The organism is Mycobacterium sp. IDR2000157661, from assembly GCF_022317005.1.
Taxonomy (GTDB): Bacteria; Actinomycetota; Actinomycetes; order Mycobacteriales; family Mycobacteriaceae; genus Mycobacterium.
This window is the reverse complement of the sequence record NZ_CP081006.1, coordinates 4,883,818-4,899,233: the sequence shown is the minus strand read 5'-3', so window position 1 is coordinate 4,899,233 and position 15,416 is coordinate 4,883,818. Positions and strand designations below refer to the sequence as shown.

Below are 15,416 nucleotides of genomic sequence, written 5' to 3'. Positions count from 1 at the left end.
TCAGTACCCGCCGTCGGGCGGCGCGAGTTCCAGCCGGACACCGAGCAGCCGGATGGGACGGTCGAGTTCGAACTGGCCGAGAAGATCGAGAGCCGTCGCCGTGACGACCTCCGGGGCGACCGTCGGTTCGGGCAGCTTGCGGATCTTGGTGCGGGTGAAGAACGTCGTCGTGCGCACCGTCACCGCCACGCGGGTGACGATCCGGCCCTGCCCGACGATCTCGGTGAGCGTCTGCTGGGCGAGTCCGACCACGGCCGAGTCGATCTCGGCGCCGTCGGTCAGGTCGCGCGGAAACGTGATCACGTGGCTGCGCGAGCGTGGCACCCACGGCTCGGCACTGACATTCGCGTCGCCGCCACCTTTGGCCAGCAGCAGAACCCACAGGCCGGTCGTCGGGCCGAACGTCGACGTGAGCACCGTCGCGTCGGTGCCTGCAAGGTCGGCGACGGTCGTGATGCCCATCGCGGCAAGCTTTTTCGAGGTCTTCGGGCCCACACCCCAGAGCGCGTCGACCGAGCGGTCGCCCATGACCGCCATCCAGTTGTCGTCGGTCAGCTGGAAGACTCCGGTCGCATCCGGCTCACCCGAGCGTGGCTTGCCGAAGCCGGTGGCGACCTTTGCACGCTGCTTGTTGTCGCTGATGCCCACCGAGCATGACAGCCCCGTCTCGGCGGCGACGACCTCACGGATCCGCGCGGCGAACCCGAACGGGCTCTCGGCGTCGAGGTCCGCGCCGACGTAGGCCTCGTCCCAGCCCCACACCTCGACGGGGTGGCCGAAGTCGCTCAGCAGGCCCATCACCTCCTCGGAGGCTTCGTCGTAGGCGTCGGTGTCCAGCGGCAGGAACGTCGCATTCGGGCACTTGCGGGCCGCGGTGCGCAGCGGCATTCCCGCATGCACCCCGAAGTCACGGGCAGGGTACGACGCGCAGGTGACCACCTTGCGGGGCTCGGTCGGATCGCCGTTGCCGCCCACGATGATCGGCTGCCCGGCCAGTTCGGGACGCCTGCGCACCTCCACTGCCGCCTGGAATTGGTCGAGGTCGACGTGCAGCACCCATCGGGTCATGTGCCACAGAGCTTGCGTGCCAACGATTCCCAGGCCTGCGCCAGCGACGTCGGGGTCGCACGGCGTTCGGTCAGCTGATGGTGCACATAGTCGGCGTCGAGCAGCGCCAGCAGGGCGGTCGCCTGGGCGTCCAGGTCGCCACTGGTGTGGGCGTCCTCGAGGAGCACGCGGACGTGCCGGTGGTGGAGGGTGGCCGGCGCGTTGAACCGCGTCTGCGGATCGCGGTTGGCGTCGGAGAGCAGCGCGTGGTGGTTGCGGACGAACGCCAGCCGTCGGCGGCCGAAGGCCAGCAGGCGCTCCAACGGAGGGGCGCTGGGGCCCAGCGGTGGTGGGCCGAATAGGAACGCCTGCTGCTCGGCCTTTTCGTCCTCGTCGAGCAACACGATCATCAGGCCCGCCCGGCTGCCGAACCGGCGGAACAACGTCCCCTTGCCCACCCCGGCGGCCGCGGCGATGTCGTCGGTGCTGACCGCGTCGGCGCCGTGCTCGGCGATCAGCCGCCGGGCGGCGTCAAGGAGTAGCGCCCGGTTGCGGGCGGCATCACCCCGCTCGTGCGGCGTCTGGTCGGTCACCGGCAACTCGGCCAGGTGACGAGGTGCGGCCATGGCAGCAGTTTAGATCAGCGGGAATGATTCGGACTGCGGTCCGGTTCACCTGGGTGAAACGCCTCGCAATCATCGGAAGGAAGTGTGCACATGTCGGACATCAAGGTGCTGGTGCTGGTCGGAAGCCTGCGCGCCGCGTCGATCAACCGCCAGCTGGCCGAACTGGCGGTCGAGTCGGCGCCCGAGGGGGTCAGGCTCGAGCTGTTCGACCGGCTCGGCGAGCTGCCGTTCTACAACGAGGACCTCGACACTGGTGACGTCCCCGAGCCCGTTGCAGCGCTGCGGCAGGCGGCGGCCGGCGCCGACGCGGCGCTCGTCGTCACTCCCGAGTACAACGGCAGCATCCCGGGCGTTCTGAAGAACGCGATCGACTGGTTGTCGCGGCCGTACGGCAACGGCGCACTGAACGACAAGCCGCTGGCGGTGGTCGGGGCGGCGCTCGGACAGTACGGCGGGGTGTGGGCGCACGACGAGACCCGCAAGTCGTTCGGCATCGCGGGACCCCGGGTGGTCGAGGACCTCAAGCTCTCGGTGCAGACCACGGTCTTCGACGGCAAGCATCCGCGCGAGAACGCCGAGGTGGCGCAGACGCTGCGTGACATCGTCGGCAAGCTGGTCGCCGAGGTCGGCTAGTCGCTGCAGCGTCTCGGCACCGGCAGCACCGCAGCGCCGGCGGAGCCTTGGCGCCCCGCCGGCGCTTTGCTGTTCGCGAACCGATCTCCCGGGAGATGTCGGTGCGCCCTGCTAGATATAGGGGCCGTGGGCGACACACCGGCGATTGTGATGCACGACACGCCGTGCGCGGTGTCGAGGAATGGCTTACGACCTGGGAATTTCAAAAATGTTATTCAGAACATCTGGTATCCGCATGCGATGTCGGACACTAGGTGTAGTGTTTCGAGCACCGACAGGCCCCCACAGTTCCTGAGCTGAAAAGGGTCGGCCGGAGCCCCGAAATCCGGCCGTGTCGGTTGCCCGCCACACCGGACCGAGGCACCGGGCGCAAGGAATTTCAAGGGTCTCCGGTCCGCTGAATTGTGGTGAGCATCGGCGGAGCGCAGTACCCGTCCAGTTGCCAGACCCCGTCGCAGAGGAGCCGTACCGCAGATGTCCCAGCCAGCACAGTCCTTCGTCACCGTGTACACCAAGCCGGCTTGCGTGCAGTGCAACGCCACCTACAAGGCGCTGGACAAGCAGGGCATCGCCTACGAGACCGTCGACATCAGCCTCGACAGCGAGGCCCGTGACTACGTCATGGCGCTGGGCTATCTGCAGGCCCCGGTCGTCGTGGCCGGTCACGAGCACTGGTCGGGCTTCCGGCCCGACCGCATCAAGGCCCTCGGCGCAGTCGCCGCCACGGCCTGACGGGATCCGGCGGGCATGAGCAACCTCGTCTACTTCTCCAGCGTCTCGGAGAACACCCACCGCTTCGTCGAGAAGCTGGGGTTGCCCGCCACCCGTATCCCACTGCACGGGCGCATCGAGGTCGGTGAGCCGTACGTGCTGGTGCTGCCCACCTACGGCGGCGGTCACGCCAACGGTCCCGATCCGGACCGCGGCGGATACGTCCCCAAGCAGGTGATCGCGTTCCTCAACAACGAACACAACCGGTCGTTGATCCGCGGCGTCATCGCCGCGGGCAACACCAATTTCGGTGCCGAATTCGGCTACGCCGGGGTCGTCGTCTCCCGTAAGTGCGGCGTCCCGTTCCTCTACCGCTTCGAACTGATGGGCACCACCGACGACGTGCTCGCGGTTCGCGCAGGCCTCAACGACTTCTGGAAGGACCAGACGTGCCACCAACCGTCACAGCTTCAGAGCCTGTAGCCGTCCCCGCGCCGCACGCGCATGCGTTACCCGGCGAGACGGACTACCACGCCCTGAACGCGATGCTGAATCTCTACGACGCCGACGGCAAGATTCAGTTCGAGAAGGACCGTGAGGCTGCGCACCAGTACTTCCTGCAACACGTCAACCAGAACACCGTCTTCTTCCACAACTATGACGAGAAGCTCGACTACCTGATCCAGGAGAACTACTACGAGCGCGAGGTTCTCGACCAGTACTCCCGCAACTTCGTCAAGACGCTGATCGACCGGGCGTACGCGAAGAAGTTCCGCTTCCCGACGTTCGTCGGCGCGTTCAAGTACTACACGTCGTACACGCTCAAGACATTCGACGGTAAGCGGTACCTGGAGCGCTTCGAGGACCGCGTCGTGATGGTGGCGCTGACGCTGGCCGCCGGCGACACGATGTTAGCTGAAAAGCTCGTCGACGAGATCATCGACGGCCGGTTCCAGCCGGCCACACCGACATTCCTCAATTCAGGCAAGAAGCAGCGCGGTGAGCCAGTTAGCTGTTTTCTTCTTCGCATCGAGGACAACATGGAGTCCATCGGGCGCTCCATCAACTCGGCGCTGCAACTGTCCAAGCGCGGCGGGGGAGTGGCGTTGTTGCTGAGCAATATTCGCGAGCACGGCGCGCCGATCAAGAACATCGAGAACCAGAGCTCGGGCGTCATCCCGATCATGAAGCTGCTCGAGGACTCGTTCTCCTACGCCAATCAGCTCGGGGCGCGGCAGGGCGCCGGCGCGGTGTACCTGCACGCCCACCATCCCGACATCTACCGTTTCCTCGACACCAAGCGCGAGAACGCCGACGAGAAGATCCGGATCAAGACGCTGAGCCTGGGGGTGGTGATCCCCGACATCACCTTCGAGCTGGCGAAGAAGAACGAGGACATGTACCTGTTCTCGCCGTACGACGTGGAGCGGGTCTACGGGTCACCGTTCGCCGACATCTCGGTAACCGAGAAGTACTACGAGATGGTCGACGACGCGCGGATCCGCAAGACGAAGATCAAGGCGCGCGAGTTCTTCCAGACGCTGGCCGAGCTGCAGTTCGAGTCCGGCTACCCGTACATCATGTACGAGGACACGGTGAACCGGGCCAACCCGATCGAGGGCAAGATCACCCACTCCAACCTGTGCTCGGAGATCCTGCAGGTTTCGACACCGTCGGTGTTCAACGAGGATCTGTCCTACGCCAAGGTCGGCAAGGACATCTCGTGCAATCTGGGTTCGATGAACATCGCCAAGACGATGGACTCGCCGGACTTCGCCCAGTCGATCGAGGTGGCGATCCGGGCGCTGACCGCGGTGAGCGATCAGACGCACATCTGGTCGGTGCCGTCGATCGAGCAGGGCAACAACGACTCTCACGCCATCGGCCTCGGGCAGATGAACCTGCACGGCTACCTGGCACGCGAGCGGATTCACTACGGCTCCGAAGCGGGCGTCGACTTCACGAACATCTACTTCTACTGCGTGCTCTACCACGCGCTGCGGGCGTCGAACCGGATCGCGATCGAGCGGGGCACGCACTTCAAGGGCTTCGAGCGCTCGAAGTACGCCAGCGGTGAGTTCTTCGACAAGTACACCGAGCAGATGTGGGAGCCCAAGACCGATCGCGTCAAGGAACTGTTCGCCGGCGCGGGCATTCGTATTCCGAGGCAGGACGATTGGCTGCGGCTCAAGGAGTCGGTGCAGGTGCACGGCATCTACAACCAGAACCTGCAGGCGGTCCCGCCGACGGGGTCGATCAGCTACATCAACCACTCGACGTCGTCGATCCATCCGATCGCGTCGCGGATCGAGATCCGCAAGGAGGGCAAGATCGGCCGGGTGTACTACCCGGCGCCCTACATGACCAACGACAACCTGGAGTACTTCCAGGACGCCTACGAGATCGGCTACGAAAAGGTCATCGACACCTACGCCGCGGCGACCCAGCACGTCGACCAGGGGCTGAGCCTGACGCTGTTCTTCAAGGACACCGCCACCACGCGCGACGTCAACAAGGCGCAGATCTACGCCTGGCGCAAGGGAATCAAGACGCTGTACTACATCCGGCTGCGTCAGATGGCGCTCGAGGGCACCGAGGTCGAGGGCTGCGTGTCCTGCATGCTGTAGGGATTCGACGCCGAGTGTCGGGTTGTCGCACGCAAAGTACGGTCTGACCGTGCCTTGAGCCGACACTCGGCGCCATGTGCGCTAGTCCACCGCGGAGACGGGGAGCTTTCCGCCGGCGTCGTACTCACAGCACACACCGATGTCGTCGGACTGCTCCGTGTCGAACGCCCAGAAGGCGTCGGTTTCCCCGCCGGCGTGCGGGGCCGGCCCGAGGCCGACGGACATGGCGATCGCGGCCAGATAGGTGTTCATGGCGTCAGCATGCCGGGCAGCCGGCGGCACCGAAACGGGGCGGACGCCGCTACTTGCCGGGCGGGCATCCGGGCTGCGGTGGGTGGACCGCTAGGGGATTAGGGGCCGCGACGCCTGGCCTACTTCTTGATGGTGTGCTGCGGGCCCTGGGCCTTCTTGTACAGGGCGCGAAGCATCCGGTCGCGGAACGCCGCGTTGTCGATCAGCTTGATGCCGGCGTTGGCCAACCGCGGCTGACCCAGCAACTTGTGGAAATAGCGGCCGCGCTTGTACTCGCGGCCCCACGCCGCTTCCATCCGCTGCGCGTAGTTGGTGAAGTCGTCGGGCCCGCCGTTCTGCAGCGCCGCGATCGCGCACTCACCCGCGGCGAGCCCGGACTCCAGCGCCTTGGAGATGCCCGCGCCGGACGCCGGCTTGCCGGCCCCCAGCGAGTCGCCGGTGAACAGCACGCCCGGTCGCCACGGCGGCCAGGCCGTGAAGCCCATCGGCAGCCGCCATGCGCGTACGCTCTTGTTCTTCTTGAGTTCCTCGATCGGCGGCAACTCCCACTCGGGCGGCAGCGTGCGCAGGAAATCGCCGAGGAACTGGGTCGCGTTGATCGACTGCCAGTTCTTGTAGCTGTTGACGTAGCCCAGCCCGATGTTGAAGATGCCGTTGCCCATCGGGAAGACCCAGCCGTACCCCGGCAGTTGGTCGCCTTCGAAAGCCAGCTTGAGGTAGATGTCCAGGCTGTCGGAGTCCGGGCGGTTCGCGGGCATCTCCGAGCGGATCGCGATCGCCGAGTAACCGTTGTACTCGGAGTCGATCTTCAGCGCGCGCTTGATCGGGGAGTAGGCACCGTCGGCGGCGATGACCGCGTCGCCGTAGACCTTCTCGCCGCCCTTGAGCGTCACGCCGGCCACCCGGCCGTTCTCGACGACAGGGCCGCTCACCTCGGCGCCCTGGCGCACCTCGGCGCCTGCGGACTCGGCGTGCTTGAGCAGGGTGGTGTCGAGGTGCTCGCGGCTGACGGTGTGGCCGTGGTCGGGCATGCCGGGGCGCTTGGGGAACGAGAGCTCCCACTCGCTCGGGCTGAACACCGTCACGCGGTTCACCCGGTGGTAGGTGGCGACCTCGTCGGCCAGCCCCATCTTCTGCAGGTAGCTCACCGCGCGGGCGGTGAGCCCGTCGCCGCAGGGCTTGGCCCTGGGGAACTCGGCCTTGTCCAGCACCACTACCTTCGCGCCGGTCTGTGCGGCCTGCCACGCCGCGGCCGAACCGGAAGGCCCGCCACCCGCGATGACCAGGTCGTATCGCTGCGTCATGAAACTCGTCTCGTCAATGGGCGATGTCGCAGCGATAGTACCCGTGCCGCGACCACGGTTCTCGCCACAGAGTTGCCTGGCCCACGCTCGGTGAAACACCACTCGGCGCGGTCTGAGCAGGTCAGAAGTGTCTGAGCGGTAGAGTGATCCGGGTGCGACGAGGGTCCAGGCCACGCTCTGGTGGCGAGCCGGGTGTCAAGGTGGACGCCCGCAGCGAGCGCTGGCGCGAGCACCGCAAGAAGGTGCGCGCCGAGATCGTCGACGCCGCGTTCCGTGCCATCGACCGGCTGGGGCCCAACGTCAGCGTGCGGGAGATCGCCGAGGAGGCAGGCACCGCCAAACCCAAGATCTACCGCCACTTCACCGACAAGTCCGACATGTTCTCCGAGATCGGGCAGCGGATGCGGGACATGTTGTGGGCCGCCATCATTCCGTCGATCGATGTCGAGAACGACTCCGCTCGCCAGATCGTGAGCCGCGGCGTCGAGCATTACGTCGAACTGGTCGACCAGCACCCCAATGTGGTGCGCTTCCTGCTCCAGGGCCGGTTCGCCGATCAATCCGCCGCCGCGATGACTGCCGTCAACAAGGGCAGCGAGATCACCCTGGCCGTCGCCGACATGATCAGCGCCGAACTCAAGGACCTGGCACCCGAACCGGCGGCGTTCGAACTGGCGGCGTACGCGATCTTCGGGACCGCCGCCTCGGCGACTGACTGGTGGCTCGGCGGCGACGTGGACCGTCCCCGCCGGATGGCCGCCGACCGGTTCATCGCACACATGACGACCATCATGGTGGGCGCCATCAACGGCACCGCCGAATTACTCGGTATCGAGATCGACGCCGACCAGCCGATCAGCACGGCGGTACGCAAGCAGCAGCCCGTCGCCTGAGGCCGCGTTGACACCCCCGGTCCGGGACCGGACACTGGAGCCCAAGTATCCGGTACCGGCGTTCCCAGGATCGGCCCACGACGAAGTAGGGGAGAACCCCATGACGGTTGCCGAGCAGGCTCCCGACACCACACCCGATTCCCCGGCCACCCGGCCGGTGCACACCCGCGCGCTGATCATCGGCACCGGGTTCTCCGGCCTGGGCATGGCGATCGCGCTGCAGCGCCAGAATGTCGAGTTCCTGATGCTGGAGAAGGCCGACGAGATCGGCGGCACCTGGCGCGACAACACCTACCCGGGGTGCGCCTGCGACATCCCGTCGCACATGTACTCGTTCTCCTTCGAACCGAAGGCGGACTGGACGCACATGTGGTCGTTTCAGCCCGAGATCCAGGACTACCTGCTCGGTGTCACGGAGAAGTACGGCCTGCGCCGCTACATCCGGTTCGGCTCGCACGTGGACCGGGCGCACTGGGACGACACCGAGAACCGCTGGCATGTGTTCACCAAGGACGGCCGCGAGTTCGTCGCACAGTTCGTGATCTCCGGGGCCGGTGGTCTGCACATCCCGCTGGTGCCGGAATTCCCCGGCCTCGACGAATACGCGGGCGCGGCGTTCCACTCCGCCGAGTGGGACCACAGCGTCGACCTGACCGGCAAGCGGGTCGCGGTGATCGGAACCGGCGCCAGCGCGATCCAGATCGTGCCCGAGATCGTCAAGGACGTCGCGGCGCTGCACCTTTACCAGCGCACACCGGCGTGGGTGATGCCGCGGCCGAACAACCCCATCCCGGAGTGGATGCGTAACCTGTTCGCCACCGTGCCGGGCACCAGGGCGCTGATGCGTGCGGGGATCTACTGGGTCCACGAAGGCGTCGGGTTCGCGATGACGCGTCAGCCGCGGCTGCTGAAAATCGGTGAGCTGCTGGGCAAGTGGAACATCCGCCGGTCGATCAAGGACCCGGAGCTGCGGCGAAAGCTCACCCCCGACTACCGCGCCGGCTGCAAGCGGATCCTCAACTCCGACACCTACTATCGGGGGATCGCCGACCCGAAGGCCGACGTGGTCACCGACCGCGTAGCGCGGTTCACCCCGACCGGCATCGTGACCACCGACGAGGCCGGCCGCGAGACCGAACGAGAGACCGACGTGGTCGTGTTCGCGACCGGCTTCCACGTCACCGACTCCTACACCTACGTCCACATCAAAGGCCCGGGCGGTGAGGACCTGGTGGACCGGTGGAACCGTGAAGGCATCGCGGCGCTGCGCGGCATCACCATCGCCGATATGCCGAACCTGTTCTTCCTGCTGGGACCCAACACGGCGCTGGGCCACAACTCCGTGGTGTTCATGATCGAATCGCAGATCCGCTACGCCGCCAACGCGATCGCCGCCGTCGACAAGAAGGGCGCGCAGGCGCTGGCCCCGACGCGGGAGGCGCAGGACCGCTACAACGACGAGTTGCAGGACGAGCTGGCCGGCACGGTGTGGAGCACCGGGGGCTGCAGTAGCTGGTATCTCGACGAGCACGGGGTGAACCGGACGTTGTGGAGCGGCATGACGTGGCAGTACTGGCTGGCGACCCGGCGCTTCGACGCCTCGGAGTACCGGTTCCTCAACGGAAAAGCACGACACGCCGTCGCTGGTGTGCGCTGAGATCGAAGAATCGCTCGATATCGGGCGTATTCGCGATCTGAACGCACACCCGGCGGCGACACGTTCCGACACATGATGTTGTGTTGCAGTCGAAAGTCGGACCCCAGTTGTAGTGTTGGAGTCGCTACAGCAGTCCTGTAGCTAGAACCTAAACGACCAGGTGAAATGGGGTTCCTCTCGTGGGTGATGGCGTGAAGCTGATCGACCGCGTATCGGCCATCAACTGGAATCGTCTCCAGGACGAGAAGGACGCCGAGGTCTGGGACCGGCTCACCGGCAATTTCTGGTTGCCGGAGAAGGTGCCGGTGTCCAACGACATCCCGTCATGGGGCACGCTCAACGACCACGAGAAACAGTTGACGATGCGGGTCTTCACCGGCCTGACGCTGCTGGACACCATTCAGGGCACCGTCGGTGCGGTCAGCCTGATTCCCGATGCGCTGACCCCGCACGAGGAAGCGGTCTACACCAACATCGCGTTCATGGAGTCGGTACACGCGCGCAGCTACAGCAACATCTTCTCCACGTTGTGCTCGACCGCCGAGATCGACGACGCCTTCCGCTGGTCGGAGGAGAACCCGAACCTGCAGCGCAAGGCCGAGATCGTCATGCGGTACTACAAGGGCGACGAGCCGCTCAAGCGCAAGGTGGCCTCCACGCTGCTGGAGAGCTTCCTGTTCTACTCCGGCTTCTACCTGCCGATGTACTGGTCGAGCCGGGCCAAGCTGACCAACACCGCCGACATGATCCGGCTGATCATCCGGGACGAGGCCGTGCACGGCTACTACATCGGCTACAAGTACCAGCGGGGTCTGGCGATGGAGGATCCCGCCAAGCAGGCCGAGCTCAAGGACTACACCTACGAGCTGCTCTTCGAGCTCTACGACAACGAGGTCGAGTACACCCAGGACCTCTACGACGGCGTCGGGCTGACCGAGGACGTCAAGAAGTTCCTGCGCTACAACGCCAACAAGGCGCTGATGAATCTCGGCTACGAGGCGCTGTTCCCGCGCGACGAGACCGACGTCAACCCGGCGATCCTCTCGGCGCTGAGCCCCAACGCCGACGAGAACCACGACTTCTTCTCCGGTTCGGGTTCGAGCTACGTGATCGGCAAGGCCGTCAACACCGAAGACGAGGACTGGGACTTTTAGTCGATCCGGTCATCCGGCAGCGGGCCTTGACGGAAACGTGAAATTTGCTGCGGGTGTCGAGCGTAGCGGCATACGGTTGTCACCGGATGCGGCGACCACTGTGCCCACCGGTCAGGGGTACAGCTGTGATTCCGAACATCAAGAAGGCTCTGCGCCTGGCCGGAATGCGTCCAGTTCCGCGCTGGCCCGCTCGTAGGCAGTCGGACCTGTGCGGTAAGCGGATACTGCTGACCGGCGCGTCCTCGGGGATCGGTGCCGTTGCCGCAGAGAAACTCGCGGCCGAAGGCGCAACCGTGATCGCGGTCGCGCGCAGGGATGGCCTCCTGGCCGAGCTCGTCGACCGAATCACGGCAGCCGGCGGCAGTGCCATCGCGATAAGGGCCGACTTGTCCGATCTCGACCAGGTCGACGCGGTGGTAGACCGTGCCGGCTCCATCGACGTTCTGGTCAACAACGCGGCCAGGTCGATCCGCAGGCCGCTCTCCGAATCGCTTCAGCGCTGGCACGACGTGGAGCGGGTGATGACGCTGAACTACTACGCGCCGCTGCGGCTCATACGGGGACTGGCCCCGGGGATGATCGAACGCGGCGACGGGCACGTGATCAATATCGCCAGTTGGCGCGTGCTCCCCGAATCCTCGCCGATGTTCGCCGCCTACAACGCATCCAAGGCTGCGCTGAGCGCGGTCAGCCGCGTCATCGACACCGAGTGGGGGACTGCAGGCGTGCATTCGACCACAATCTATTACCCCTTGGTCGCCACGCCGATGATCGCCCCCACCCGCGCCTACGACGGCATCCCGGCACTCACCGCAGACGAGGCCGCTACCTGGATCGTGACCGCTGCGAAGACCCGACCGATACGCATCGCACCGCGCAAGGCACTCGCGCTGCGGGCGCTCGACGTCGTCGCTCCCCGAACGGTCAACAACATCCTGGAACGCGAAACCGATCGGATGAACGCAAGGGACCGCGCACCCCTGCCCAGCCCGATCACCGCGAGCTAGAAGCGCCCACCGCCCGATGATCAAGTCCGCCTTCAGCACAATGATCGCTTTCCTGCTGACCGCTTGTCTGTACTGTCCGTCCGTCGCCGAGGCAGCGCCCTACCCCACCGGACCCGTCACGATGACGGCGGGAGCCAATCCGGGCAGCGGGTTCGACCTCACCATCCGCTCGGTCGTCGATGCCCTGCAGAAAGAGCACATCGTCAATGTGCCGCTGCCGGTGCACAATCGCCCCGGCGGAAGCGGTGCCGACTTCCTGGCGACGATGGTGCAGCACAACCGCGGTGCGGACAACCAAGTCGCAGTCACATCCTTGTCGATGATGGTGAATCAGTTGAGCGGCAAGTCCAGCTACGGATACCGCGACGTCACCATGATCGCCCGGCTGATGACCGAGTACTACGCCGTCGTCACCCTTCCCGGCTCTGCGTTCACCAACCTCAATGACGTCATGTCGGCAATCACGTCCGACCCGGCAGGCGTCGTCGTTGGTGCCGCTCATGACGATGAGGCTCCGTTCGACCTACTCGTGTCGGCGGCCGGTGGCGACCCGTCCACCATTCACTACGTAACCCACGAAGGCGGCGGTGACCAGAACGCCGCGCTGCGCAGGGAGCACGTCGACGTGGCCATCGGCGGTGTCAGCGAGTTCATCGACCAAATCGGGTCCGGAGACCTCATGGCACTGGGTTTGCTGGCCGAGAACCGGTTGCCCGGTCTCGACGTACCCACCGCAAGAGAACAAGGACTCGACGTCACCCTGTCCAACTGGCGCGGCCTCTACGGACCACCCGACATGCCGCCGTACGCCGTCGAGTACTGGCAGACGGCGCTCGCGAGGATGGTGGAGTCGCCGACGTGGCAACACATTTCGGAGCGCGGCCATTTCACGACCACCTTCATGACCGGTGACCAGTTCCAGACCTTTCTGGCCACGACGCAGGAGGACGTCAAGACCGCGCTCGAAGCTGCGGCCCACCGGTGACGGACACCGGCGCAGCCTCACCGTCGGCTCGTCCGAGGCCCGGCACCGGCGCGGGTCACCGGGCCGAGAACCTGGTCCTGGGCGCAGGACTGACTGTCGCAGCCTTCTTCTGCGTCGCTCTGGTGGGCGTTCTGGCGAAGGTGTCCGGACAGTACACGTCGACGGGGGTGCTGCTGCTCTTCCAGAACGCGATCGGCCTTCTCTACGTCATCCCGGTGGCGCTGCGCGGCGGGTGCTCGTCGCTGAGGACGCGTAGGTTCGGTCTGCACATCTTGCGGGCGGCGACGGGCACCGCGTGCTGGTACGCACTGTTCTTCGCCATCACCCAGGTTCCGCTGGCCAACGCATCGCTGCTGACCTACAGCGCGCCGCTGTGGATGCCGTTCATCGCCTGGGCCGTAACGCGGCAGCGGGTGGCGGGAGCGACCTGGATCGGCGCAGGCATCGGCTTTGTCGGGGTGGCGCTCGTACTGCGCCCCCAAGGCCCGGGCTTCAGCCTCGGTGAGTTGTCCGCGCTCGCCGGTGCCGGGTTCCTGGCAGTCGCCATGATGTCGGTCCGGTGGCTCGGGTCGACCGAACCCATGATCAGGATTCTCTTCTACTACTTCCTGCTCTCCAGCGCGATGTCGATTCCCATCGCCGTGGCCGACTGGCAACCCATCCCGGCCACGGTGTGGCCGTGGCTGTTGGCGCTCGGGTTCGCTCAGCTTGCGTCGCAAGTCCTCATCGTCGTGGCCTACCGCTACGCCTCCGCCGAGAAGGTGGGCCCGTTCATCTACTCGGTCATCGTGTTCACCGCGCTCATCGACTGGATCGTCTGGCAGCAGCGACCGACGCTATCGGCCTGCCTGGGCATGGCGCTCGTCGTCGGCGGCGGTCTGGTCGCTGTGCGAGCCCGACGCCCATCCCCGTCTCGACCAGTTTCCCCCGAACCCGGCGACTCGGGTCCAGCGCCGTGAGACCATCCCTCACGAAACGATGTGGCACGAATGAGGACGGACATGACTCGGCTGATGATCACCGCCTCGGCAGCGCTCTTCGTCGCTCTGCCGCTGGCACCACAGGCCGGCGCCGACGCCGGCCAGGTCGTCCTGATCGACGACGGCGCGGTCCGATGCCTGGTGAGCGCGAACGACCTGGAACGTGGAGGTGGACCGATCGCCACATGCCAGCGATCCGATGGGCAGCCGTGGGGCCAGTCACCGTGGGAGACGTCCAAATTCAACAACCTGCTGAACGTCCCGGTGGTCCGCGGCACCGGCGAACTGTATTGGGAGAAGGGAACTGTCCCCTCCCCTCAGGACCCCACGGCAGGCAGTGTCGTCATCGGCCCCGGGGAGACGTACCGCACCAACGGCTGGACCGTTCAGGACGAGGGTTTGAAGACCCGGTTCACCTATGACGCCACCAACCACGGAATCACAGTCGACGCCCAGGAAGTCCGCCAGTTCTGACGGTCAGCCCCGCAATGGCGCGGTGTCGATCACGAACCGGTAGCGCACATCGCTGGCCAGCACCCGCTCGTAAGCCTCGTTGATGTAGTCGGGTGCGACGACCTCGATCTCGGGCAGCACGCCGTGCTCGGCGCAGAAGTCGAGCATTTCCTGTGTCTCGGCGATGCCGCCGATCAGCGATCCCGCGATGCTGCGGCGGCCGAAGATCAGCGCGCCGGCAGGCACCGACATCGGGTTCTCGGGCATCCCGAGTTCGACGAGCGTGCCGTCGAGCTTGAGCAGCTGCAGGTAGCTGCCGAGGTTCAGGTTGGCCGAAACGGTGTTGAGAATCAGGTCGAACGAGCCGGCCAGCTTGGTGAACGTGTCGCGATCCGAGGTCGCGTAGTACTCGTCGGCGCCGAGTCGCAGGCCGTCTTCCATCTTCTTCAGCGATTGGCTCAGCACAGTCACGTGCGCGCCCATCGCGTGTGCGAGCTTGACGCCCATGTGGCCCAGCCCGCCGAGCCCGATCACAGCGACACGCGTGCCCGGACCGGCCTTCCAGTGACGCAGCGGCGAATAGAGCGTGATGCCCGCGCACAGCAGCGGCGCGGCGGCGTCCAACGGCAGGCTGTCGGGAATGCTCAGGACGTAGTTCTCGTCGACCACGATCGCGCCGCTGTAGCCGCCCTGCGTCGGTTGCCCGTCGCGACCGACGGAGTTGTAGGTGCCGACCATCCCGGGGTTGGTGCAGTACTGCTCTTCACCGGCGCGGCACTGCGGACACTCACGGCACGAATCGACGAAACAGCCGACGCCCACGCGGTCACCGACCCGGTACCTCGTCACCTCCGAACCGACCTCGGTCACGACGCCCGCGATCTCGTGCCCGGGCACCACCGGATAATTCGCTCGGCCCCACTCGTCGCGCACGGTGTGGATGTCGGAGTGACAGATGCCGGCGAAGTGGATGTCGAACGCGACGTCGTGCGGTCCGACGTCGCGGCGGGTGATGGTGGTCTTGATCAGTGGTTCGGTCGCCGACGGCGCGGCGTATGCGGTGACGGTGCTCATGGCAGCCTTCTGC

Annotated in this window: 16 protein-coding genes; 11 read left to right on the top strand and 5 right to left on the bottom strand. The window is 65.9% G+C overall.

Annotated features, from left to right (window positions below):
* Together K3G64_RS25120 and K3G64_RS25115 are read right to left on the bottom strand one after the other, a co-directional pair.
* On the bottom strand, window positions 1-1,068 hold the full coding sequence (locus K3G64_RS25120; RefSeq protein WP_238888276.1) for a DNA polymerase IV: 1,068 nt from the start codon (window positions 1,066-1,068) through the stop codon (window positions 1-3).
* Window positions 1,065-1,673: a TetR/AcrR family transcriptional regulator gene (locus K3G64_RS25115; protein ID WP_238888275.1), complete on the bottom strand. Its 609-nt coding sequence runs from the start codon at window positions 1,671-1,673 to the stop codon at window positions 1,065-1,067. The genes K3G64_RS25120 and K3G64_RS25115 overlap by 4 nt, the downstream gene beginning before the upstream one ends.
* Before the next feature lie 90 nt (window positions 1,674-1,763).
* On the opposite strand from K3G64_RS25115, the gene K3G64_RS25110 reads away from it, so the two are divergent.
* The 4 genes from K3G64_RS25110 (at window position 1,764) to nrdE (ending at window position 5,644) form a co-directional block, all read left to right on the top strand.
* On the top strand, window positions 1,764-2,306 hold the full coding sequence (locus tag K3G64_RS25110) for an NADPH-dependent FMN reductase (RefSeq protein ID WP_238888274.1): 543 nt from the start codon (window positions 1,764-1,766) through the stop codon (window positions 2,304-2,306).
* A 474-nt stretch (window positions 2,307-2,780) separates the two neighbouring features.
* Window positions 2,781-3,038, top strand: a complete 258-nt coding sequence (locus tag K3G64_RS25105) for a redoxin NrdH (RefSeq protein WP_238888273.1) — start codon at window positions 2,781-2,783, stop codon at window positions 3,036-3,038.
* A 15-nt stretch (window positions 3,039-3,053) separates the two neighbouring features.
* Window positions 3,054-3,500: a class Ib ribonucleoside-diphosphate reductase assembly flavoprotein NrdI gene (nrdI, locus tag K3G64_RS25100; protein ID WP_238888272.1), complete on the top strand. Its 447-nt coding sequence runs from the start codon at window positions 3,054-3,056 to the stop codon at window positions 3,498-3,500.
* Complete coding sequence (nrdE, locus tag K3G64_RS25095; RefSeq protein WP_238888271.1) at window positions 3,467-5,644, top strand: class 1b ribonucleoside-diphosphate reductase subunit alpha; 2,178 nt, start codon at window positions 3,467-3,469, stop codon at window positions 5,642-5,644. Before nrdI ends, nrdE begins: the two co-directional genes overlap by 34 nt.
* Before the next feature lie 81 nt (window positions 5,645-5,725).
* On the opposite strand, the gene K3G64_RS25090 is transcribed toward nrdE, so the two are convergent.
* Both K3G64_RS25090 and K3G64_RS25085 read right to left on the bottom strand, forming a co-directional pair.
* A complete protein-coding gene (locus K3G64_RS25090; protein WP_238888270.1) occupies window positions 5,726-5,896 on the bottom strand; it encodes a hypothetical protein in 171 nt (56 codons plus the stop codon).
* Between the two features lie 119 nt (window positions 5,897-6,015).
* Window positions 6,016-7,200, bottom strand: a complete 1,185-nt coding sequence (locus K3G64_RS25085) for an NAD(P)/FAD-dependent oxidoreductase (RefSeq protein WP_238888269.1) — start codon at window positions 7,198-7,200, stop codon at window positions 6,016-6,018.
* A 152-nt stretch (window positions 7,201-7,352) separates the two neighbouring features.
* Between K3G64_RS25085 and K3G64_RS25080 the strand changes: the two genes are divergently transcribed.
* From K3G64_RS25080 to K3G64_RS25050, 7 genes are all read left to right on the top strand, one after another.
* The gene (locus K3G64_RS25080; RefSeq protein ID WP_238888268.1) at window positions 7,353-8,093 is read left to right on the top strand and encodes a TetR/AcrR family transcriptional regulator; all 741 of its coding nucleotides are present in this window, start codon (window positions 7,353-7,355) and stop codon (window positions 8,091-8,093) included.
* A 100-nt stretch (window positions 8,094-8,193) separates the two neighbouring features.
* Window positions 8,194-9,750 (top strand): flavin-containing monooxygenase, encoded by a 1,557-nt coding sequence (locus tag K3G64_RS25075; protein WP_238888267.1) that lies wholly within the window; start codon window positions 8,194-8,196, stop codon window positions 9,748-9,750.
* 191 nt (window positions 9,751-9,941) lie between these two features.
* Entirely contained in the window at window positions 9,942-10,904 is a 963-nt protein-coding gene (gene nrdF, locus K3G64_RS25070) for a class 1b ribonucleoside-diphosphate reductase subunit beta (RefSeq protein ID WP_370647257.1), read from the top strand.
* A 164-nt stretch (window positions 10,905-11,068) separates the two neighbouring features.
* Entirely contained in the window at window positions 11,069-11,911 is an 843-nt protein-coding gene (locus K3G64_RS25065; protein ID WP_238951006.1) for an SDR family oxidoreductase, read from the top strand.
* Window positions 11,912-11,927: 16 nt separating this feature from the next.
* A complete protein-coding gene (locus tag K3G64_RS25060) occupies window positions 11,928-12,896 on the top strand; it encodes a tripartite tricarboxylate transporter substrate binding protein (RefSeq protein WP_238888265.1) in 969 nt (322 codons plus the stop codon).
* On the top strand, window positions 12,893-13,855 hold the full coding sequence (locus K3G64_RS25055; protein WP_238888264.1) for a DMT family transporter: 963 nt from the start codon (window positions 12,893-12,895) through the stop codon (window positions 13,853-13,855). The genes K3G64_RS25060 and K3G64_RS25055 overlap by 4 nt, the downstream gene beginning before the upstream one ends.
* Window positions 13,856-13,897: 42 nt before the next feature.
* The gene (locus K3G64_RS25050; RefSeq protein ID WP_238888263.1) at window positions 13,898-14,350 is read left to right on the top strand and encodes a hypothetical protein; all 453 of its coding nucleotides are present in this window, start codon (window positions 13,898-13,900) and stop codon (window positions 14,348-14,350) included.
* Window positions 14,351-14,353: 3 nt separating this feature from the next.
* On the opposite strand, the gene K3G64_RS25045 is transcribed toward K3G64_RS25050, so the two are convergent.
* Window positions 14,354-15,403: an NAD(P)-dependent alcohol dehydrogenase gene (locus tag K3G64_RS25045; protein WP_238888262.1), complete on the bottom strand. Its 1,050-nt coding sequence runs from the start codon at window positions 15,401-15,403 to the stop codon at window positions 14,354-14,356.
* Window positions 15,404-15,416: the final 13 nt, after the last annotated feature.

Coding starts and splice junctions, on each gene's coding strand:
- K3G64_RS25120 (WP_238888276.1), bottom strand. CDS start 1,068: ATGACCCGATGGGTGCTGCACGTCGACCTCGACCAATTCCAGGCGGCA.
- K3G64_RS25115 (WP_238888275.1), bottom strand. CDS start 1,673: ATGGCCGCACCTCGTCACCTGGCCGAGTTGCCGGTGACCGACCAGACG.
- K3G64_RS25110 (WP_238888274.1), top strand. CDS start 1,764: ATGTCGGACATCAAGGTGCTGGTGCTGGTCGGAAGCCTGCGCGCCGCG.
- K3G64_RS25105 (WP_238888273.1), top strand. CDS start 2,781: ATGTCCCAGCCAGCACAGTCCTTCGTCACCGTGTACACCAAGCCGGCT.
- nrdI (WP_238888272.1), top strand. CDS start 3,054: ATGAGCAACCTCGTCTACTTCTCCAGCGTCTCGGAGAACACCCACCGC.
- K3G64_RS25090 (WP_238888270.1), bottom strand. CDS start 5,896: ATGAACACCTATCTGGCCGCGATCGCCATGTCCGTCGGCCTCGGGCCG.
- K3G64_RS25085 (WP_238888269.1), bottom strand. CDS start 7,200: ATGACGCAGCGATACGACCTGGTCATCGCGGGTGGCGGGCCTTCCGGT.
- K3G64_RS25075 (WP_238888267.1), top strand. CDS start 8,194: ATGACGGTTGCCGAGCAGGCTCCCGACACCACACCCGATTCCCCGGCC.
- K3G64_RS25065 (WP_238951006.1), top strand. CDS start 11,069: ATGCGTCCAGTTCCGCGCTGGCCCGCTCGTAGGCAGTCGGACCTGTGC.
- K3G64_RS25060 (WP_238888265.1), top strand. CDS start 11,928: ATGATCAAGTCCGCCTTCAGCACAATGATCGCTTTCCTGCTGACCGCT.
- K3G64_RS25050 (WP_238888263.1), top strand. CDS start 13,898: ATGACTCGGCTGATGATCACCGCCTCGGCAGCGCTCTTCGTCGCTCTG.
- K3G64_RS25045 (WP_238888262.1), bottom strand. CDS start 15,403: ATGAGCACCGTCACCGCATACGCCGCGCCGTCGGCGACCGAACCACTG.